Annotated in this window: 17 protein-coding genes; 5 read left to right on the forward strand and 12 right to left on the reverse strand. The window is 69.5% G+C overall.

Annotated features, from left to right (window positions below; genetic code table 11):
* Positions 1 to 2 precede the first annotated feature (2 nt).
* The 3 genes from ACGFH6_RS37570 to ACGFH6_RS37580 all read left to right on the forward strand — a co-directional run bounded on the left by ACGFH6_RS37570 (position 3) and on the right by ACGFH6_RS37580 (position 3,711).
* Positions 3 to 1,538, forward strand: a complete 1,536-nt coding sequence (locus tag ACGFH6_RS37570) for a cation acetate symporter (RefSeq protein WP_393394156.1) — start codon at positions 3 to 5, stop codon at positions 1,536 to 1,538.
* 188 nt (positions 1,539 to 1,726) lie between these two features.
* The gene (locus ACGFH6_RS37575) at positions 1,727 to 2,068 is read left to right on the forward strand and encodes a DUF485 domain-containing protein (protein WP_393394159.1); all 342 of its coding nucleotides are present in this window, start codon (positions 1,727 to 1,729) and stop codon (positions 2,066 to 2,068) included.
* An 11-nt stretch (positions 2,069 to 2,079) separates the two neighbouring features.
* A complete protein-coding gene (locus tag ACGFH6_RS37580) occupies positions 2,080 to 3,711 on the forward strand; it encodes a cation acetate symporter (protein ID WP_393395088.1) in 1,632 nt (543 codons plus the stop codon).
* A gap of 115 nt (positions 3,712 to 3,826) precedes the next feature.
* Here the strand turns inward: ACGFH6_RS37580 and ACGFH6_RS37585 are convergent, their stop codons facing one another.
* From ACGFH6_RS37585 to ACGFH6_RS37595, 3 genes are read right to left on the reverse strand one after another with little or no spacing between them, the layout of a single operon-like run.
* A complete protein-coding gene (locus ACGFH6_RS37585) occupies positions 3,827 to 5,317 on the reverse strand; it encodes a CHAD domain-containing protein (protein ID WP_393394162.1) in 1,491 nt (496 codons plus the stop codon).
* Between the two features lie 31 nt (positions 5,318 to 5,348).
* Positions 5,349 to 5,492, reverse strand: a complete 144-nt coding sequence (locus tag ACGFH6_RS37590) for a hypothetical protein (RefSeq protein WP_393394165.1) — start codon at positions 5,490 to 5,492, stop codon at positions 5,349 to 5,351.
* Positions 5,489 to 6,289 carry a methyltransferase domain-containing protein gene (locus ACGFH6_RS37595; RefSeq protein ID WP_393394167.1) on the reverse strand — a complete coding sequence of 267 codons (801 nt, stop codon included), beginning with the start codon at positions 6,287 to 6,289 and terminating at the stop codon, positions 5,489 to 5,491. Before ACGFH6_RS37595 ends, ACGFH6_RS37590 begins: the two co-directional genes overlap by 4 nt.
* Positions 6,290 to 6,317: 28 nt before the next feature.
* On the opposite strand from ACGFH6_RS37595, the gene ACGFH6_RS37600 reads away from it, so the two are divergent.
* Positions 6,318 to 7,799: a PLP-dependent aminotransferase family protein gene (locus tag ACGFH6_RS37600; protein ID WP_393394170.1), complete on the forward strand. Its 1,482-nt coding sequence runs from the start codon at positions 6,318 to 6,320 to the stop codon at positions 7,797 to 7,799.
* 77 nt (positions 7,800 to 7,876) lie between these two features.
* Here the strand turns inward: ACGFH6_RS37600 and ACGFH6_RS37605 are convergent, their stop codons facing one another.
* The 3 genes from ACGFH6_RS37605 to ACGFH6_RS37615 all read right to left on the reverse strand — a co-directional run bounded on the left by ACGFH6_RS37605 (position 7,877) and on the right by ACGFH6_RS37615 (position 10,589).
* Positions 7,877 to 8,851 (reverse strand): hypothetical protein, encoded by a 975-nt coding sequence (locus ACGFH6_RS37605; RefSeq protein WP_393394173.1) that lies wholly within the window; start codon positions 8,849 to 8,851, stop codon positions 7,877 to 7,879.
* A gap of 11 nt (positions 8,852 to 8,862) precedes the next feature.
* Positions 8,863 to 10,149: an MFS transporter gene (locus ACGFH6_RS37610; protein ID WP_393394176.1), complete on the reverse strand. Its 1,287-nt coding sequence runs from the start codon at positions 10,147 to 10,149 to the stop codon at positions 8,863 to 8,865.
* Between the two features lie 89 nt (positions 10,150 to 10,238).
* Positions 10,239 to 10,589: a sterol carrier family protein gene (locus tag ACGFH6_RS37615; RefSeq protein WP_393395091.1), complete on the reverse strand. Its 351-nt coding sequence runs from the start codon at positions 10,587 to 10,589 to the stop codon at positions 10,239 to 10,241.
* 90 nt (positions 10,590 to 10,679) lie between these two features.
* On the opposite strand from ACGFH6_RS37615, the gene ACGFH6_RS37620 reads away from it, so the two are divergent.
* The gene (locus tag ACGFH6_RS37620) at positions 10,680 to 11,306 is read left to right on the forward strand and encodes a hypothetical protein (RefSeq protein ID WP_393394179.1); all 627 of its coding nucleotides are present in this window, start codon (positions 10,680 to 10,682) and stop codon (positions 11,304 to 11,306) included.
* A gap of 2 nt (positions 11,307 to 11,308) precedes the next feature.
* Here the strand turns inward: ACGFH6_RS37620 and ACGFH6_RS37625 are convergent, their stop codons facing one another.
* The 6 genes from ACGFH6_RS37625 to tmk all read right to left on the reverse strand — a co-directional run bounded on the left by ACGFH6_RS37625 (position 11,309) and on the right by tmk (position 18,957).
* A complete protein-coding gene (locus tag ACGFH6_RS37625; protein ID WP_393394182.1) occupies positions 11,309 to 12,835 on the reverse strand; it encodes an alpha/beta hydrolase in 1,527 nt (508 codons plus the stop codon).
* 8 nt (positions 12,836 to 12,843) lie between these two features.
* Complete coding sequence (locus ACGFH6_RS37630) at positions 12,844 to 13,908, reverse strand: stage 0 sporulation family protein (RefSeq protein ID WP_393395093.1); 1,065 nt, start codon at positions 13,906 to 13,908, stop codon at positions 12,844 to 12,846.
* Between the two features lie 39 nt (positions 13,909 to 13,947).
* Entirely contained in the window at positions 13,948 to 14,958 is a 1,011-nt protein-coding gene (locus tag ACGFH6_RS37635) for a DUF4190 domain-containing protein (RefSeq protein WP_393394185.1), read from the reverse strand.
* Positions 14,959 to 14,985: 27 nt separating this feature from the next.
* A complete protein-coding gene (locus ACGFH6_RS37640; protein ID WP_393394188.1) occupies positions 14,986 to 15,654 on the reverse strand; it encodes a DUF4190 domain-containing protein in 669 nt (222 codons plus the stop codon).
* 118 nt (positions 15,655 to 15,772) lie between these two features.
* A complete protein-coding gene (locus tag ACGFH6_RS37645; RefSeq protein WP_393394191.1) occupies positions 15,773 to 16,975 on the reverse strand; it encodes a DNA polymerase III subunit delta' in 1,203 nt (400 codons plus the stop codon).
* Positions 16,972 to 18,957 (reverse strand): dTMP kinase, encoded by a 1,986-nt coding sequence (gene tmk / locus ACGFH6_RS37650; protein WP_393394194.1) that lies wholly within the window; start codon positions 18,955 to 18,957, stop codon positions 16,972 to 16,974. The genes ACGFH6_RS37645 and tmk overlap by 4 nt, the downstream gene beginning before the upstream one ends.
* Positions 18,958 to 18,963 lie beyond the last annotated feature (6 nt).

Consider the following 18,963-nt stretch of genomic DNA (forward strand, 5'->3'; position numbering starts at 1 on the left):
CGATGAGTCTGACCGCCATCGGATTGGTGGTCTTGGCAACGATCGGGATCGGCCTGTTCGGGCTGCGAATCTCCCGGACCACCAGCGACTTCTACGTCGCGAGCCGTGCGGTCTCGCCACGCTGGAACGCGTCCGCGATCAGCGGTGAGTACCTGTCGGCCGCGTCGTTCCTCGGTGTTGCCGGTCTCGTGCTGGTCAACGGCGCCGACATGCTCTGGTTCTCGGTCGGCTACACCGTCGGCTATCTGATGCTGCTGGTCCTGGTCGCGGCACCGCTGCGGCGAAGCGGTGCCTACACGTTGCCGGACTTCGCCGAGACCCGGTTCGAGTCGGCTGTGGTCCGCCGGATCTGCTCGGGTCTGGTCGTCGGCATCGGCACGCTGTACCTGCTGCCCCAGTTGCACGGCGCCGGGCTCACCGTGCAGACCGTCACGGGCGCGCCGCCCGACGTCGGTGCCGCGGTCGTCGCGGTGATCGTGGTCTTCAACGTCGCCGCCGGCGGCATGCGCTCGATCACCTTCGTCCAGGCCTTCCAGTACTGGCTGAAACTCACCGCATTGGCCACGCCGATCTTCGTCATCCTGATCGCGTGGCGAGCCGGCGATCACTCGGCCGGTGTACTGCAGTCGCTGCAGGGCGCGGCCGCCGAATGGTCCGAACCGCTGTCCCGCGCGGGCGGCCGGGACCACCCGCTGTACGCGACCTATTCGTTGCTCCTGGCCCTTTGTTTCGGAACGATGGGCCTTCCGCACGTCCTAGTCCGCTTCTACACGAATCCGGACGGCCGTGCGGCCCGCCGTACGACGGTCGTCGTCCTGGCACTGCTCGGACTCTTCTATCTCTTCCCACCGATGTACGCCGTACTCGGCCGGACGTTCGCGCCCGACCTGGTGAGTGAGGGCGCGGACACCGTCGTACTCGAACTGCCGAACCGGATTCTTCCTGGCACAGCAGGGGATCTGCTCGGTGCACTGGTCGCGGCCGGGGCGTTCGCCGCGTTCCTTTCGACGTCGTCGGGATTGACGGTCGCGATCGCCGGAGTCATCGACCAGGACCTGTTCCGGAGCCGGCTGCATCGGTGGACGGGCGGCGACTACGTGGCGGTGAACAGCTTCCGGATCGCTGCGGTGCTCTCGATGGCCGTTCCCTACTTGGCGTTTCTGATGACCGGCTCGCTGAGTTTGGCCGACACTGTGGGCCTCGCGTTCGCAGTCGCCGCGTCGACGTTCTGTCCCCTGCTGGTGCTGGGGATCTGGTGGCGCCGGATGTCCACGACCGGCGCCGCGGCCGGCCTGGTGGTCGGTGGAGTCGCCGCGAGTGCCGCCGCGTTGATCAACGTGCTCGGCGGCCCCGACGGCGGCTGGCCGAAGGCACTGGTCGGTCAGCCGGCCGCGTGGACGATGCCGCTCGCGTTCATCACCGTGATCGTGGTGTCGAAGCTGACCCCCGACAAGATCCCCGCCGGCGCCGCCCGCAGCATGGTCCGCCTCCACACCCCCGAAGCCGTCGACGTCGACCGCGGACTGCCGTTTCGTTGAGACCGCTCGTCGTGGGATTCCTACCGCTCGCCGCAGCGGAGTGATCCACCGGGCGACTGGTGTGGTCCGCTGAGCGCTCGATGCGTGTGGGAGCTGTCAGGCGACAGTGACCGAGGACACAGTACGGACCAGCAGCAGCCCCTGCCTGGCCCATCCGCCCGGCCTGATCACCGTCTGGAGGTCCCGCGATGTCCGATACGCGATCCGCGGGTGACCCGGACCTGACGACGTACCGGGACGTCCAGCTCTCGCCGGACTTCTCCGAACTGCGTCGCCGGTTCCGGCGCTTCGTGTTCCCGATGACCGGACTGTTCCTGGTCTGGTACTTCCTCTATGTCCTGCTCGCCGCCTACGCACCCGGGTTCATGTCGCACAAGGTCGGCGGCAACATCAACGTGGCCCTGTTGTTCGGCCTCGGTCAGTTCGTGTCGACGTTCGCGATCACGATGATCTACGTCCGCTGGGCCGACCGGCGGATCGACCCGGACGCCGAGCGGATGCGCCACCAGATCGAGGGAGAGCCGAAGTGACCGCCCCACTGATGTTGCCCATGGCAACCGAGATCGGCAACCCGACCGTCAACATCATCATCTTCGGGCTGTTCGTGCTGGCCACCCTCGCGATCGTGCTGCGGGCGTCGAGGAACAACCGGACCGCGGCCGACTTCTACGCCGGCGGCCGGTCCTTCACCGGCCCGCAGAACGGCATCGCGATCGCCGGCGACTACCTGTCCGCCGCGTCCTTCCTCGGCATCGCGGGCGCGATCGCCCTGAACGGGTACGACGGCTTCCTGTACTCGATCGGCTTCCTGGTGGCGTGGCTGGTGGCCCTGCTGCTGGTCGCCGAGCTGCTCCGGAACACCGGCCGGTTCACGATGGCCGACGTACTGTCCTTCCGGCTCAAGCAGCGGCCGGTCCGGATGGCGGCAGCGATCTCCACGCTCGGCGTCTGCTTCTTCTACCTGCTGGCGCAGATGGCCGGCGCCGGCGGTCTGGTCGCGCTGCTGCTCGGCGTCTCCGGCCGAACCGGCCAGAGCATCGTGATCGCGGTGGTCGGCGCGATCATGATCACCTACGTCCTGGTCGGCGGCATGAAGGGCACCACCTGGGTGCAGATCATCAAGGCCGTCCTGCTGGTGATCGGCGCGGGCATCATGACGCTGTGGGTGCTGGCGAAGTACTCGTTCAACCTGTCCGGTCTGCTCGGTGCAGCCGTCGACAACAGCCCGGCGGCAGGCGAGAAGCTGCTCAACCCGGGTCTGCAGTACGGCGCAACGGGGATCAGCAAGCTGGACTTCATCTCACTGGCGCTGGCACTGGTGCTCGGCACCGCCGGTCTGCCGCACGTCCTGATGCGGTTCTACACGGTGCCGAACTCCAAGGAGGCCCGGCGCAGCGTCAGCTGGGCGATCTGGATCATCGGCATCTTCTACCTGTTCACACTGGTGCTCGGGTACGGCGCTGCCGCGATCGTCGGCCCGGACGCGATCAAGGCCGCGCCCGGCAAGGCGAACTCGGCCGCACCACTGCTGGCGTTCGAGCTCGGCGGTGAGCTGCTCCTCGGCGTCATCTCCGCGGTCGCCTTCGCCACGATTCTGGCGGTCGTGGCCGGCCTGACGATCACCGCGAGTACGTCGTTCGCCCACGACATCTACGGCTCGATCATCAAGAAGGGCCAGATCAGCGGCGACGGTGAGGTCCGGGTGGCTCGGTACACCGCGGTCGTGATCGGCATCGTCGCGATCATCGGCGGCATCTTCGCCAACGGCCAGAACATCGCCTTCCTGGTGGCGCTGGCGTTCGCGGTCGCGGCCAGCGCGAACCTGCCGACGATCCTGTACTCGCTGTTCTGGCGCCGGTTCAACACCCGCGGCGCACTCTGGAGCATCTACGGCGGCCTGGGCTCGGCGATCATCCTGATCGCGTTCAGCCCGGTCGTCTCCGGCAAGGTCGACGCGAAGACCGGACAGAGCCTGTCGATGATCACCGACACCAGCATCGACTTCCACTGGTTCCCGCTGGACAACCCCGGCATCGTCTCGATCCCGCTGGCCTTCGTGCTCGGCTGGCTCGGCACGGTCACCAGCAAGGAGCCGGTCGACACCGACAAGTTCGCCGAGATGGAGGTCCGCTCCCTCACCGGCGCGGGCGCCGAGAAGGCGGTCCAGCACTGAGGTGATTCCAGACCTGTCAGGCAGGCTCTGCGGACCGTACGCGATCCTGCCTGGCAGCCCCACCACCGCCCCTCGAGACGGACCCGGTACCCCTGGCCGGGTCCGTCTCGCGTTGTCAGGACAGCTTGAGGGTGGGCCAGAGGGTGAGGAAGGTGTCGCGGGAGCGGGTGCCGCGGAGTTCTTCGGCGGCGTGCAGGCGGCCGAAGGTGAAGGCGTTGCCGCCGTCGAGGTGGGTCTGGATCGCGAGCTGACGGAGCAGCTCCCGGGAGACGACGCTGTCCTGGTGCTCGCCGAGGATCTCCTGGACCTCCTCGGTCCGAGCCGCCAGGTCCGACGCTTCGTCCCCGAGCACGGGTACGGCGGACTCCGCGGCGTACCGCAGCCGCTTGGCTGCCTTGCGGACCTCGTGCAACTCGTGGTCCTGCTCGGCCGAGCTCTCCGCGTCCTGGGCGCGGCGGACCGCCTTCCGCATCCGCTTCCAGTCGTGGTGCAGCAGGTCGCCGATCTGCTTGGCCGCCTTCCGGTCGTCGCCGGTCAGCGGCGGCTTGGCGATCAGCTCGTCGAGCGTGTCCAGCAACTGGAAGTACCGCTCGCTCTCCAGAGCGGCCAGGGCGCCCGCCCGGCCCTCCTTGTACACCCCGCGCAGATGGTCGTCGATCCGGCCGCCGACCCGGCCCATCACCAGCTCGACGGGCTGCTCCGCCACTTCCGCGGCGAAGTGCTCACGCTGCACCTCGGCGTCCCGGGCGACACCGAGCTCCCCGGCCAGCCACTTCAGCTCGGCCCGGATCTCGTCACCCACCTCGCGGTCCACGACCGGCCGGTACGTCGCCAGCGCGGACCGCAGCCGCCGGGTCGCCACCCGGAACTTGTGGATCGAGTCCGGGACGTCACGGCGTACCTGCGGATCGCGGTCCCGGATCGCCTGCACCTGCTCACCGGCGTACGCACGGAAGATGTCCGACGTCCGCGGCTTCTTCGGCAGCTCCCAGCCGGCCGGGCTGGGCACACGGTCGCCGAGCGCCCGCGCGAGTTTGCTCGGTCCGGCTGCGGGCTCGGCACCGGCCGACCGCAGTACGGGGTCGACGGCCTCGAGGAGCTCACGCTCGCCGGTGACGAGCTCGAATTCCCATTCCCGCCAGCTCTCCGGCTCGGCACCCTCGACCGTCGCGGTGACGCGGTCGTCGGCCAGCTCCGCGAGCACCTTGCCGTCGGCATCCAGCAGCCTGTGCACGACCCGGTGGGTCTGCAGCGTGACGACAGGGATCAGCTTGTGGTCCCGGACATGCACCCGCACTGTGCGGACCAGCGCGATCGGCACGCTGCGCACCGACCGTCCGAGCGGGTGGTGGATCTCCAGCCGTTCGCCTGAGGCCTTCGGGAACTTGATGTGCCAGCCGTCGTCCTCGCCGCCGGTCCGCCGTCTCAGCGTCACCTTGTTCGCGGCGAGGTCCAGCGCCTCGGTGTCGTAGTACACCGCCTCGAGGTCCAGCTCCACCGGCTGCGCCACACTCGCGACCCCAGGCAGCTCGTGCAGCGCGGGCAGACCCGCGCCGTCGTCGACGTCGTACTTGGTCTCGATCTCGAGCTGCTCAGTCGGCGCCATACCTCTTGTTTACCAGGCGTTCATGAATTGGTCAGCCGAGCGCTCGCAGGTCGGCGACCAGTCGCTCCAGATCCCGGTCCGGTACGCCGTTGGGCGAGAGGGTCCGAAGCTGTCGCCGCTGGTTGCGGTTGAGTCCCCAGCAGATCAGTACGACGAGAATCAGCAGAGCGATCATGTTCCGCCCACCGCCTTGAAGAACGTGTAGTGGAAGGTCCCGCCGGACTCCGCGGACTTCTCCAGGTCGCGGATGCCCTGCGCCCACTCGGCCGGGGTTCGCATCCCGGCGGCGAGGGCACGCTCCCGGACCGACTCGACCATCGCGATGAACGTCTTCCGGGTGAACCCGTCGACCAGGTGCGGCAGGGTCTCGTCGGCGTACACCGTGCACGGGTGCGTCCGGACGTCGGCGTACCCGGCGTCCTTCAGGAGCGGCTGCAGCCGCCGGCCGATCAGGGAGTCGCCGCCTGCCTCGGCCTGCAGGTCGACGAGGCAGTCGATGACCGCTTGTGCCGCCGTACTGCGAGGGTGGAAGAACGCCGACTGGTGATCGCCCTCGATCGCGGTGATCGTGCCGCCGGGTTTGATCAGGCGGCGCAGGGCGACCAGGGCGGTGTGCGGGTCCGCGAGGTGTTCGAGGACGAAGCACACGAACACGTGGTCGAACTCCTCCTCCGGAAGGTCCCGGAGGTCGGCGTGCCGGAAGTCGACGCTCGCCTCGGGCGCGACGGCGGCGACGCGGGCCTTGGCCCGGGCGAGCGACTCTTCGGAGATGTCGACCGAGACGAGGTCGATGCCCGGGCTCCGGGTGACCAGCTGGACGGTCTGCGCGCCGACGCCGCAGCCCGCTTCGAGGACCCGGCTCCCGGGCGGGTACGTCGTACCGCCGTGCAGGAGATCGGCGAGCGTCTGCGCCTGGTCGGTCAGCCGGCGGGTCTCGGCCGGGGTGTAGCCGTGCACGTAGTCAGTTCCCATACCTCCAACGTGCCGCCACAATGGTCCAGTGAACAGGTCCAATCCGAGCCAAAGTGGTAGGTCCAAAGGACTGGTCAACGCCGGTACGGACTTCTTGCAGCTGAACCCTGCCGACGCGCCGCCCGGCGGGTTGTCGGACTGGCTCACTGAGAGCCTCCGCGCCGCGATCTCCGACGGCCGCCTCCCGATCGGCAGCCGGCTCCCCTCCACGCGCCTCCTCGCCACCGAACTCCGCCTCTCCCGCGGTGTCGTCACCGAGGCCTACCAGCGCCTGACCGAGGACGGCCAGGTCGCCGGCCGCGGCCGCGCCGGCACGGTGGTCGTCGCAGTTCCGGTCGTCGCCGAGCCGGGCGTTGGAGCGGGCCGGATCACGCCACCAACCGTCGTACCGGAGCCCGGCCTGGACGTGTTCGACAGTTTGCGGGCAGCTCCGGCTCGGATCGACCTCACGCCCGGAGTACCCGATCTCGCGGCCTTCCCGCGGGCCGCCTGGCTACGGGCCGAACGGGCGGTGCTCAGCGATCTCGAGTCGTCCGAGTTCGGGTACGGCGATCCGTCCGGTACGCCGGCGCTCCGTCGCGCGGTCGCGAACTGGCTGGCTCGCAACCGGGGGATCGCGGCGGACCCGGACGACCTGATCATCGTCGCCGGGGTCTCGCAGGCGATCGGGCTGGTCGCGCAGGTGCTGAAGGACCGCGGGATCCACGAGATCGCGGTGGAGGATCCGGGGTCGCTCGGATCCCGGCAGCATCTGCAGAACTGGGGGATGTGCACGCCCCCGATCCCGGTGGACGCCGGCGGACTGCGGGTCGACCTGCTGCGCGAGTCGGGTACCCGAGCGGTCATGGCGACTCCGGCGCACCATTTTCCGACGGGCGTCGTACTGGAAGGTGAGCGGCGGCGGGAGCTGATCCAGTGGGCGGCCGAGGGTGGGCTGATCATCGAGGACGACTACGACGCCGAGCACCGGTACGACCGTCCGCCGGTTCCGGCGCTGCGCGCGATGCTGGCCGATCAGGTGATCTACGCGGGCAGCGTGTCGAAACTGCTCGCTCCGTCGCTGCGGATCGGGTGGATGCTGCCGCCACCGCAGTACAAGGACGCGCTGATCGGCATGAAGCGCCTGGCCGACCTCGGCAACGCCGCGCTCCCGCAGCTCACGCTCGCACAGCTGATGGAGTCCGGCGAGCTCGAACGCCAGCTCCGCTTCCTCCGCCGTCGCCACCGGACCCGCCGCGACGCGATGGTCGATGCCATCAGCAACTACTTGCCCACCGCCACAGTCCACGGCGCCGCGGCCGGGCTGCACCTGACCATCACCTTCGACGACACGCTGAACGACGTCGATCTGGCCGCCCGGGCACTCCAGAAGGGCATCAAGACCCACCCACTCTCCTGGCACTGCCAACTCCCCCACGCCCCCGGCCTCGTCCTCGGCTACGCCGCCCGCACCCCCACCGAAGTCGCCGAGGCGATCGCCACCGTGGCAGGCGTACTCAAGAACGGGTAGTAGTGGGGCTCCGCGCCACCTCCGCAGCGTGAAGAGGCGCGAGCCGGCGCACTACTACCCGTCCTTCGGTACCGATCTCAGCGGGTGTAGAGCGGGGACATGGCGAGGGCGAACTTCGTCATCAGGTCGGGGTCGACCGCCCGGGCCGGAAGCGGGACCAGGTCGACCAGTTTGTCGTCGCCGACCCTGATGATGGTGCGGCCGGTGGCGGTGTCGACGTACCCCTCGTCGCCGAGCGGGATCGACTGTGAGGTCGCGGCCCTGCGGATCGGCGCCATCAGGGCCTCCGCCTTCGGAGTACGCCGTACTGACGTCGAGAGCACGCTGGTCGGGTTGACCCAGCCGCAGACGAGATCGCCGAGGGTGGTTTCGCCGTCGCGCCGGATCATCGCGGGCGCGCCGAGCACCCTCTCCGCGGCCGACGTACCGCGTTCGCAGTCCGGGCGGGTGATCTGCGGCGGCGGCTCCGGCAGTCCCGGCGCCTGCCGGGCCACTTCCTGACCGAGGAGGACGTACTTCGCCAGCGTCGCCGACGGACCGCTGACCTTGTACAGCCGTCCGTCGAGCAGGAACACCACGAAGGTGCTGGTCCCGAACCCGCCCTCACCGACGGCCGCCGGCTTGGCCGGCTGCCGCTTGGTCGCGGCGTACGCGCGCTGCGTCGCGGTCAGTGTCGCTTTTGTTGCCGGAAGCACCGAAATCCCGACCCGCAGGACCGGGCCGCTCGGGTTGGCGCTCAGACCGAGCTGACAGACGTCGTACGTCGGCAGGCCGAACTCCGCCGGGATCGCCTTGGGCTGGATCTGCACCACCGGGACCGCCAGCGTCGATTGCACGAGCGTTTGATCCATCCGAACGCACAGGGTGTCCGCAACCTTGGAGGTGGCCGGACCACTCGGGGTCGCCGACGGTGTCTCCGAGGGCGTCTCGGTGGGTGGCGTGCTCACCGAGACCAGCGGCGGCACGTTCGGCGCCGTCTCCTGACCCGGTCCGCCGCAACCCGCAAGGGCGGCCATGGTCAGCCCGGCGATCACAACACGGCGGATACGCATGATGACCGAGCCTAACCCGCTGTGCGCAGCTCCCTTTCGCGCACCGCGTGTTCGTCGGTGCGGGAGTCGTACTGCCAGAACTCGCGCAGCCAGACCGCGGTTCCGATCACGCCGGCGACACAGAGGATGCCGCCGCTGACGATCGCGGTCCGAACGCCGGTGAGGTCGGCGACGAGACCGGATCGCGCTTGGCCGCCGAGCGGGCCGAGCGAGTAGCCGAGCATCTCGATCCCGGCCAGCCGACCGCGCATCTCGTCCGGGATGGTCTGGTTCCAGATCACCGACCGGAACAGCACCGACACCATGTCCGCGGCGCCCGCCACGGCGAAGAAGGCGATCGCGAACCAGATGTCCGGTGCCAGCCCCGCGACACCGACCGCGGCACCCCAGGTCATGGTCGCGAGTACGACGGCCCGGCCCTGGTGGTGGACGTGCTTCGCCCAGCCGCTGGTGAGGCTGGCGACCATCGCCCCGATCGCTTCAGCGCTGTACAGGAGACCGAGCAGTTTCGGCTGCTGCAGGATCTCGGTGGCGAACGCCGGGAACAGCACGATCGGCATCGCCAGGAACATGCCGACCATGTCGACCAGGTAGGTGGCGAGCAGGTCCTTGCGGCGGAACGCGTAGACGATCCCGCCGCCGATCGCGCGCAGGCTCGGCGGCGTGCTGTGCTCACTCGTCTTGTACGAACCCAGGCGGAGGTAGAGCCCGGTGGCGACAACCAGCCCGGTGAGCTCGACCGCGAACGCCCAGGTCACGCCGACCGACCCGACCAGCACGCCGCCCAGCGCCGGCCCGGCGAGCTGCCCGACCTGCATGGTCAGAGAGCTCAGCGCGACAGCGGCCGGGATCTCAGCATGCTTGACCACCCGCGGGAGCAGTGCTTCGCGGCTGGGGCGCTGCAGCGACGAGGCGATCGCGTTCAGGGCACCACAGACGTAGATGAGCCACACTCGCGGGCTGGCGAGGAGGGTGTTGCCGAGCAGGGTCGCGCAGATGAGGGCCTGTGCGACCCCGGTGCCGATCAGCAGCTTGCGGCGATCCACGTGGTCCGCGAGGGCACCGCCGTACAGGCCGAACACGACGAGTGGCGCGATCGTCACCAGACCCATCGCACCGACTGCGAAGTTGGAGCCGGTGATCTGGTACAGCTGGTAGGGCAGGGCGACGTACCCGACCATGCCGCCGAGGAAGAAGACCGAGCCCGAGACCACCAGGATGCGGAAATCGCGAGAGCCTCGCCAGGGCGTCAGATCGACGCGCAGCCGGCCCAGCCGCTCACGGACACTTGACGCCACCGGCACATAGTGACATCGGATCGCGGCTCCGGCGAAAAGCTTTATCCATCCCTCGGGACCGATTGGTTGCCGTTGGCGTCGATCGCGCTTCAGGCCAGCGGGAGGTACGCGGTCAGGTCTGTGCGTTCACCGCTGGCGCGGAGCTTGCCGGTGGCGCGAGCCTCGATCCAGGTGGTGCGGCCGAGCGCGAGGTCGATCCAGAGCTCCGGCGGGAGTTCGACCACCGCGCCGGGGGTGCCTCGCGTGTGCCGAGGGCCTTCGATGCACTGCACCGCGCCGTACGGCGGGACGCGGACCTCGACCGCATGACCGGGAGCCTTCGCGACGAGGCGTTTCAGCAGTTGCTTGGTGAGCAGCTTCAGGTCGGTGCGCTCGGCCGTACCGGCGTCGTACCGTTGGAGTGCTTGCTGAAAAGCCTGATCTTGTGGGGGGCCGAGCATGTTCACGACGTGCCAGCGTACGCGCCGATTTGTGGGGTCGCCCCCTGTGTGGACGATAATCAGGCTCGAGAATCGGGAAGCGAGGTCGGGATGCTCACGCCCAGGCACCAGGCGCTGCTGATGACGCTGGCGGGAATGACCGTCGGCGTAGCCGTGTTCGGCAGCGTGCTGGCGATCAACGGGAACCCGCTGGCGGGGGACAAGCCCGCCGGGATCGTGAACAGCCAACCGACCCCTGGCACGACGACCCGTTCCGACGGACTGCAGGCCGACTCCCTGCGCTACACCGAGCAGACGTTCGGCACCGAGAAGGCGCCCGTCTCGGCCGAGGTCCCGGCCGGCTGGAAGAGCAGCCAGGCCGGCACCCGCCCGCGCTTCATGGATCCGGCCGGCGTCTGGCAGATCCGCTTCGACACGCGCGGCAGCAAGTCGTCGCCGGACAAGCTGGTCGACAACCGCGCGAAGAGCATCGACGAGCAGGACCTGGACGTGATCAGCCGCGCCGACGGCACGCTGATCTACACCTACGTCGACCAGAACCGCGGCCCGCGGATGGGGTTGTCGCGCTTCGTCTCCACCGATGGCGGCGAGAGCTCCGCGATCGAGATCACCGTCGGCGGCCGCCCGCAGGACGAGGCCGGCCTGCGCGCCGTACTCGAGCGCGCCACCCAGTCCCTCCAGCTGCCGTCGTCAAGCGGCGACAACCGCCCGAACTGACGTCAGCACTTGATGTCGGCAGTCGGGGCCGTGCCCTGCAGCAGGTAGGTCTCCACCACGTTGTCGACGCACTCGTTCCCAGCCTTGTAACCGGTGTGCCCGTCACCGTCCCGGGTGACCAGGACACCGCTTTCCAGCTGGTGCGCGAGGCCGACGGCCCACGCGTACGGCGTGGCCGGGTCGCGGGTCGTGCCGACGACCACGATCGGCTTGGCCCCAGCCGCCTTGATCGGATGCGGCTTGTCTTCGGGCTTCACCGGCCAGTTCGCGCACGCCACCGAGCCCCACAACAGGAACGACCCGAACCGCGGTGAGGCGGCCTGGTACTCCGGCTCCTCGGCCTTGGCCTGCGCCACCGAGGTGATGTCCGGCCGGTCCAGGCAGTTGACCGCGTAGATGACCTCGTTCTGGTTGTTCTCGTACCCGGACGGCTTGCGGCCGGTGTACTCGTCAGCGAGAGCCAGCAGGCGCGCGCCCTTGCCGTCGAGGCCGTCCAGGACCGCATCCTCGAGGCGCGGCCAGAAGTCCTTGAGGTACAGCGGGTAGATCACCCCGAGCACCACCAGGGCCTGCGTGACCTGGCGTTTCCCGTCGCCCGGCAGCGGATTCGCGTCGCTGTCGTTGATCAGCTTGTCGACCTTCGCGAGCACTTCCGCCTTGGTGCTGCCCAGCCGGCAGGACCGCTGCGCGCAGTCCTCCGCGAACGCGTCCAGCGCGGTGTCGAAGCCCTTCGCCTGGGCGATGTTGTTCTGCTCCGACGTCTTCGACGGGTCGACCGCGCCGTCGAGCACGAGCCGGCCGACGTTCTTGGGGAACAGTTCGGCGTACGTCGCGCCCAGGTAGGTGCCGTACGACATGCCGAGGTAGTACAGCTGGGGATCGCCGACGATGCCCCGCAGTACGTCGATGTCGCGGGCGGCATCCTTGGTCGACACGTGCGGCAGCAGCTCGCCGGAGCGCTGCTCACAGCCGTCCGCGAGGGTCTTCGCCTCGTTGTTCAGCTCGTTGATCTCGGCGTCGTCGTCCGGGCTGCCGTCGGCCGCGATGAACTTGTCCAGCTGCTCGGTGTCCAGGCACTTCACCGGGGTCGACTCGCCGACGCCGCGCGGATCCCAGCCGATCACGTCGAACTTCCGCAGCAGCGACTGCCCGAGCACGAACCCGGCCGAGGCGGCGAACTCCAGCCCCGACCCACCGGGCCCGCCGGGGTTGATGAACAGGGTCCCGATCTTCCCGGCACGGTCCCGGGCGAGCACCTTCCGCGCCCGCAGTTCGATCGTCTGACCGGCCGGCTTCGAGTAGTCGAGCGGCACGGTGATGGTCGCGCACTGCTGGTTGGAACCGCAGCGCTCCCAGTCCGGCTGCTGTTGGTAGAACTTCTCGAGCCCCGCCGGGATCGGGCCGGCCGGCCCCTTCGGCTGGCCGGGACTCGAGCCGGCCGTCCCGCCGTTCTCCCCATCCTGGGCCCGGCTCGCCACCCCACATCCACTCGCCAGTACCGCAACGGCTGCCAACAACACGGTAGTCATGCGGAATTTCACTGCGGGGCGTCTCCCTCGTCCTCGTGGTGCAGGCGCCGGCGGCGCCGGGGCTTGCGGCGGCGCCGCTGCTCCGTGGTCTCCTCCGCCGTGGCCGCGGGGTCCTCCGCGGCCGAGTGCTCTGCCATGGTCTCCGGAGTGGGGGTCGGCACAGACATCGGCACCGTCTTCGGCGCGGCCTCCGGCTCGTCCGGTACGACGTCCGCCAGGTCCTCGGGCAGTGGCGCGTCGGGCGTCGTCGTACTCGAGGCTTCGTACTGCTGGCGGGGCGAGCACACGTCCGCGCGGCTGCACGCACAGCGCCGGCCGGATGCGGCCAGCCGGACGACCACGGTGTCGCTCGGCACGTTGTGTCCGACCACCACTCCGTCACCCGCGGGGGTCTCCACCGGCGTACCGACGGAGGGCGCCTTCGCGTTGAACTCCTGGTAGAGCGGGTGCTCGTACTTCAGGCAGCACATCAGCCGTCCGCAAGCACCGGAGATCTTCAGCGGGTTCAGCGGCAGGTCCTGGTCCTTCGCCATCCGCACGCTGACCGGCTCGAAGTCCTTCAGGAACGTCGCACAGCACAGGTCCCGCCCGCACGGCCCGATGCCGCCCTGCAGCCGGGCCTCGTCGCGGGCACCGACCTGACGCAGCTCGATCCGCGCCCTGAGCCCGCGGGCCAGATCCCGGACGAGCTCGCGGAAGTCGACCCGGTGCGGCGCGGAGAAGTACACGATGACCAGCTGGTCCACATCCGGCCGCCGGTCGACGAAGTCGATGCCGACCACCTTCATCGGCAGCCCGTGCTGGCGGATCAGCCGCTTCGCGATCACCCGCGCATCGGCCCGGCGCACCCGGTTCGCCTCGTCCCGGTCCAGGTCGTCGGCGGTGGCAATGCCGTCACACAGCGGCAGCCCGCCGATCTCCTCCGTCACGTACTGCGGCGCCCAGACGCACTCAGCCACCTCCGGCCCGTCGTCGGTCGGCACCAAGACCTTGTCCCCGACGCGCGGACGATGCGGGCCGGGGTCCAGGTAGTACAGCCGCCCGTATCGCTCGAACGACACCGCCATCACCATGCCCACGCCAGCCAGAGTACTGGCCAGGGCCTCAGATGCTCAGCGCTTGCTGTCTTTGACGGTGCCGATGAGGGTGTCGCCTCCGGGGCCGTAGGCGGCGCAGACGGCGAGGCGGTCGTGGTTGTTCCATTGGTACTCGTCCGGAGCCCAGTACGACACTTCGAGCTCGGAGGTGGCTGTGCTCCTGCCGACGTACGTGGTGAACGCCGCCGAGCAGGTGCTCTCCGCCTCCAGGTCCACCTCGTCCTCGCCGGGGAACGGACCGTCCGCGAGCTGGAGGTTGCCGAAGATCTCGCCGTCGTGTGCCTCCGAGCAGGGCTGGCGAACGGCCTCGCCCTCGACGTTCCCGTCGTCGAAGCACTCACCGACGGCCAACTCGTCCACGTAGGTGGTCGTCGTGGTGGGGTACGACGAGGTGGGCTGGGGCGCACCGTAGTAGTCGTCGTCGCGGTCCGAACCGACCGCGATCATCACCACGATCAAGCCCAGCCAGAAGATCGTCACCAGGCCGCCGACGACGATGCCGGTGATCGCCAGCCCGGTACCGCTCTGCCGGCGCTTCTTGATCTGCACGAGGGCCGCGATGCCGAGACCGACCGCGACCGGCGCCGCGAGCGAGAACACGATGCTGCCCAGACCGGTCACCAGAGCCGCGGTCGCGAGCGAATTGGTGGCGTTCGTCGCCGCCCCCGGATACCCGTACCCGTACGCCGCCGGAAACTGCCCATACCCCGGCTGCCCATACGCAGGCGGTCCGTACGGCGGTTGCCCGTAGTGCGGTTGCCCATACCCCTGCTGTGGTTGACCATACGGCGCCGGCTGCCCATAAGGCTGCTGGCCATAAGGCTGCTGCCCGTAAGCCGGTTGCCCGGGGAGTGACTGCGGTTGCCCCGGCGCCACCCATGGCGCGGCTCCCGGCTGCTGAGCACCCGGCTGCTGGCCGGGGCCTGGCTGCTGGGCAGGCGGTCGTCCGGCACGGCCGTAGGTCGGGAACGACCTCGGCGTGTCCTGTGGCCGGTCCGGCTCCGGACCGTACGGTGGTTGGCTCACGCTTCCCCCAGCAATCCGCCGCGACAGCTACCGCTGCGACCCGCGCATGGTACCGGTCAACCGGGTCCCCGGCATCCCGACCAGGCACAGGACGTTGCCGTCAGCAACAGCGCGATCCTCCAGCACCACGTAGTACATGTCGAGCTCGGACTGCTCGTACGGCTTCCCGACGAACGTCTTGAACGCCGTCGCGCACTGCTGCGTCGCGACCGTCTGGGTCTCCTCCGCGGACAGGCCGGCCAGGTTCGCCCGAACCTTGGCGTACGCCTCGCCGGTGTGCGAGATCGCGCAGTCCTGGATCCGCACCAGCCGCAGGGTCTCCGCCTCCAGGTCCGCGTCGAAGCACTGCTCCACGCGCACCTCCGCGATGCCCACCGTGCGGCCGATGCCCGCCTTCCGTTCGCCGTACAGGTTGAGGCCGACCGCGACGCTGGTAGCGATCACCCAGCAGAGCGTGATCGCCAGCGCGCCGTACGCGAGGCCCTTGCCGCGGGCGCCGGTGCGTTTGATCCGGCGCAGCGCGATCACGGCCAGGACCAGCGCCACCGGCACCAAGCCGGGCAGGCTTGTCACAAAAGCCGCAACGGCGTATCGGTCCTGCCGTTGCTGGGCCGGCGTCGGGACGCCCTCCAGCCAGGACTCTGCTGACGGCAGCGACGGCCGCGCAGGCTGGATCGGAGAGGGCGGCTGGGTCATGTTGGTCCGTTCAGGCAAAAACCGCCGAGCGTTCTGTTTTGCCCGGACACCCAGTCATCGGACTCGCCGGTCTCGGTGTTACATCGGCCGCCCGCTAACCGGACGCCACGACTGCCCGCTAGTCGGACGCCAGTCTCACGAACGGGCTGGCCGAGCCCTCGAACAGCGCGATCATGACCGCTTCCAGCGCCATCAGCGGGGCGACGTTCGTCACGATCGCCTCCCGGCAGCCCGACAGGGAATCGATCCGTCGCAGGGTCTGCTCCGGTGTGGTCCGGCCTGCCAACTGCTCGATCGGGCGACTGAGTTCGGCGTTGATCAGCTCGGCGCCGGCCTGGGTCTGCACCACCAGCACGTCCCGGTAGAGCGCGATCAGGTCGACCAGTGACCGGTCCAGCACGTCGCGTTCCCAGCGCTTGGCCCGAGCCTTCTGCTGCTCCTCGAGCTCCTTGATCGCGGCGCCCGCCTCGCGTGGCCGAGCGCCCTTCGTGCCGACGCCGAGCGCCTGCTCGAGCTCGGTCCGCTCCTTCTCGTCGACCTTCTCGGCGCTCGCCTTGGACTCTTCCTTGGCCGCGTCGAGCAGTTGCTGCGCCGACTTCAGGCAAGCTCCGATGTCCCGCAGCGCGAACGGGACCTCCAGCACCTTCGTACGGCGCTCCCGGACCTGCTCGTCGCGCGCCAGCGCCCGGGCCCGGCCGATGTGCCCCTGCGCGGCCCGCGCCGCGAACCCGGCGAGCTCCGCGTCCACCCCGAGCTTGGTCGTCAGCATGTCCGCCACCGCAGCCACCGGAGGCGTCCGCAGCACCAGCAGCCGGCACCGCGACCGGATCGTCGGTACGACGTCCTCCACGGTCGGTGCGCACAGCACCCAGACCGTCCGGGGCGCCGGCTCCTCGATGCTCTTCAGCAACGCGTCCGCGGCCTGCTCGGTCAGCCGGTCCGCGTCCTCGACCACCATCACCTGCCAGCGGCCCTGGGTCGGACTCATCGCGGCCCGGCGGACGAGTTCGCGGATCTCGCTGACCCGGATCGACAGCAGCTCGGTGCGGATCAGCGACACGTCGGGGTGCGCACCGCTGAGTGCCGTACGGCACTGGTTGCACTCGCCACAGCCCTGGTTCGCACACTGCAGTGCGGCCGCGAACGCACGCCCGGCGTTCGATCGGCCGGATCCGGGCGGCCCGGTGATCAGCCAGGCATGCGTCATCCCGGCCACCGCCGCGCCGGTCTCCCCGCGCATGCCGGCCTCTGCCCCGGCCACAGCCTTCTTGAGTACGGCGATCGCCGGTTCCTGCCCGACGAGGTCGTCCCACACACTCATAGGTCCACCTTCGGGAGCATCGGCTGGAGTCTGGCTCTGATCTGCTGGGCGATGTCCTCGCGGTCCTGGGTGGCGTCGAGGATGAGGTAGTGCTGCGGCTCCGCGGCCGCGAGCTCGAGGAACGCGTTGCGGACCCGCTCGTGGAAGTCGTGCGACTGTGCCTCGATCCGATCCCGTTCCGCGAACCGGCCGAGCCCGCTCCGCGGTGGCAGGTCGAGCAGGATGGTCAGGTTCGGCCGCAGGTCGTCGGTCGCCCAGCGGTTGACCCGCTCCACGTCGGACAGGTCCAGATCGCGCCCGGATCCCTGGTAGGCCAGCGCGGAGTCGACGTACCGGTCGGTGATCACGACCGCGCCCGCCTTGAGCGCGGGCTTGATCACCGAGTCCACGTGCTCGGCCTTGTCGGCGGCGTAGATGAGCGCCTCGGCCCGGTGCGAGATGTCGCCGGTGGCCGGGTCCAGCACGATCTGCCGCAGCGTCTTGCCGAGGTCGGTCGCGCCGGGCTCGCGGGTGAGCAGGACCTGCTGGCCGTGCTCCTTCAGCCACTTCACCAGCAGCGCGGACTGGGTCGATTTCCCGGCGCCCTCACCGCCTTCGAGCGCGATGAACAGGCCTGTCGTCGGGTACACGCCCGGGGTCTTGCCGAAGCTGCGCCGCAGGTCACGCCAGAACGGGACGCCCGGGCGGTCGTCCATCTGCCGCCACGCGATCAGGCCGATCACCCCGGCCACGATCGCCGCGATCAGCATCGTCATCGAGGCACCGTTGTAGGTGACCGACTTGCCGCCGATCGAGTACGTGTGCCGGCCGATCGCACCGGCGGCGAACGGCGCGATCGCCAACGTCACCGCCAGCACCGTGCGTACGGCGGATTGCACGAAGGCGAAGGTGCGACCGCGAACCGCGTCCGGCACCTCGAGACCGAGCAGCGTGTACCCGGAGACCCAGGACGCACCGGCGCAGAATCCGAGCAGGATCGCGATCATGGTGGCGATCTCGATCTGCTGGATCAAAGCCAGTCCGGTCAGGCAGATCCCGGACCCGACCAGCCCGGCCGCGAACAGCCGGCGCCGGGACAGACCGGAGAACAGCCGCGGTCCGAACCCCATGCCGAGGGCCAGGCCGCCGAACACGGCACCGAAGAGCACGCCGTACCCGGGATCGCCGGCGCCGAGGTCCTCGACGTACGTGCGGCCGAGACCGATGACCACCGCACCGGCGGCGAACGCCCCGGAGATGCCGACCACCAGCCCGCGGACCACCGGCGTACCGGTGACGTAGGACCAGCCCTCGACCATGGTCCGCCACAGCGTCGGGTGGTCCTCGTGCTCGTGCACCGCGCGGCCGATCTCCGCGACCGAGACGATCGCGAGAGCCGAGATCACGAAGGTCGCGGCGTTCACGTACACGGCCAGGTCGATGGAGAAGTCGCCGGCCCAGCGGAAGATCAGGGTGATCGCGGTGAAGATGACGGCGGCCGGCAGAGCGGTCCCGTACGTCGTGATCAGGCTGATCTGGTTGGCCGCCTCGAGCCGGTGCCGGGGCACCAGGTTGGGCACGCTAGCGTCCTTGGCCGGGCCCCAGATCAGGCTCACGATCTCGATCAGCACCGTTGCCACCAGCACCCAGGTGAGGGTGCCGACGATCGGGATGCTGACGAAGAACGCGGCCCGGACCAGATCGCCGATGATCATCGTCCAGCGCCGGTCCAGCCGGTCCGCGATCCAGCCGGCCACCGGTCCCATCACCAGTGCGGGCAGCACGCGCAGGAACAGCACGCCGCCGATCGCGAAGTTCGCCGCCTGGTAGTCGTCACCGGCGAACGCCTTCGCCATCGCGGTCAGCGCCAGCAGGCCGATCCAGTCACCGAGGCTGGAGAGCCCGAAGGCGATCCACAGCCGCCGGAACGCCCGGATCCGCAACACCGCGCGCACGTCATGCGCCGGTGCGGGATCGGTCAGCGGGTCATATACCTCCGGCACACCCAA

The sequence above is a fragment of the Kribbella sp. NPDC049227 genome (assembly GCF_043197265.1).
In the GTDB taxonomy this organism is placed as follows: Bacteria; Actinomycetota; Actinomycetes; order Propionibacteriales; family Kribbellaceae; genus Kribbella.

What these genes read in the sequence shown, in the direction of transcription:
- ACGFH6_RS37580 (WP_393395088.1), top strand. Translation starts at nt 2,080, where the DNA reads ATGTTGCCCATGGCAACCGAGATCGGCAACCCGACCGTCAACATCATC.
- ACGFH6_RS37625 (WP_393394182.1), bottom strand. Translation starts at nt 12,835, where the DNA reads ATGACTACCGTGTTGTTGGCAGCCGTTGCGGTACTGGCGAGTGGATGT.
- ACGFH6_RS37645 (WP_393394191.1), bottom strand. Translation starts at nt 16,975, where the DNA reads ATGAGTGTGTGGGACGACCTCGTCGGGCAGGAACCGGCGATCGCCGTA.
- ACGFH6_RS37575 (WP_393394159.1), top strand. Translation starts at nt 1,727, where the DNA reads ATGTCCGATACGCGATCCGCGGGTGACCCGGACCTGACGACGTACCGG.
- ACGFH6_RS37585 (WP_393394162.1), bottom strand. Translation starts at nt 5,317, where the DNA reads ATGGCGCCGACTGAGCAGCTCGAGATCGAGACCAAGTACGACGTCGAC.
- ACGFH6_RS37615 (WP_393395091.1), bottom strand. Translation starts at nt 10,589, where the DNA reads ATGCTCGGCCCCCCACAAGATCAGGCTTTTCAGCAAGCACTCCAACGG.
- ACGFH6_RS37630 (WP_393395093.1), bottom strand. Translation starts at nt 13,908, where the DNA reads ATGGTGATGGCGGTGTCGTTCGAGCGATACGGGCGGCTGTACTACCTG.
- ACGFH6_RS37570 (WP_393394156.1), top strand. Translation starts at nt 3, where the DNA reads ATGAGTCTGACCGCCATCGGATTGGTGGTCTTGGCAACGATCGGGATC.
- ACGFH6_RS37620 (WP_393394179.1), top strand. Translation starts at nt 10,680, where the DNA reads ATGCTCACGCCCAGGCACCAGGCGCTGCTGATGACGCTGGCGGGAATG.
- ACGFH6_RS37590 (WP_393394165.1), bottom strand. Translation starts at nt 5,492, where the DNA reads ATGATCGCTCTGCTGATTCTCGTCGTACTGATCTGCTGGGGACTCAAC.
- ACGFH6_RS37595 (WP_393394167.1), bottom strand. Translation starts at nt 6,289, where the DNA reads ATGGGAACTGACTACGTGCACGGCTACACCCCGGCCGAGACCCGCCGG.
- ACGFH6_RS37605 (WP_393394173.1), bottom strand. Translation starts at nt 8,851, where the DNA reads ATGCGTATCCGCCGTGTTGTGATCGCCGGGCTGACCATGGCCGCCCTT.
- ACGFH6_RS37640 (WP_393394188.1), bottom strand. Translation starts at nt 15,654, where the DNA reads ATGACCCAGCCGCCCTCTCCGATCCAGCCTGCGCGGCCGTCGCTGCCG.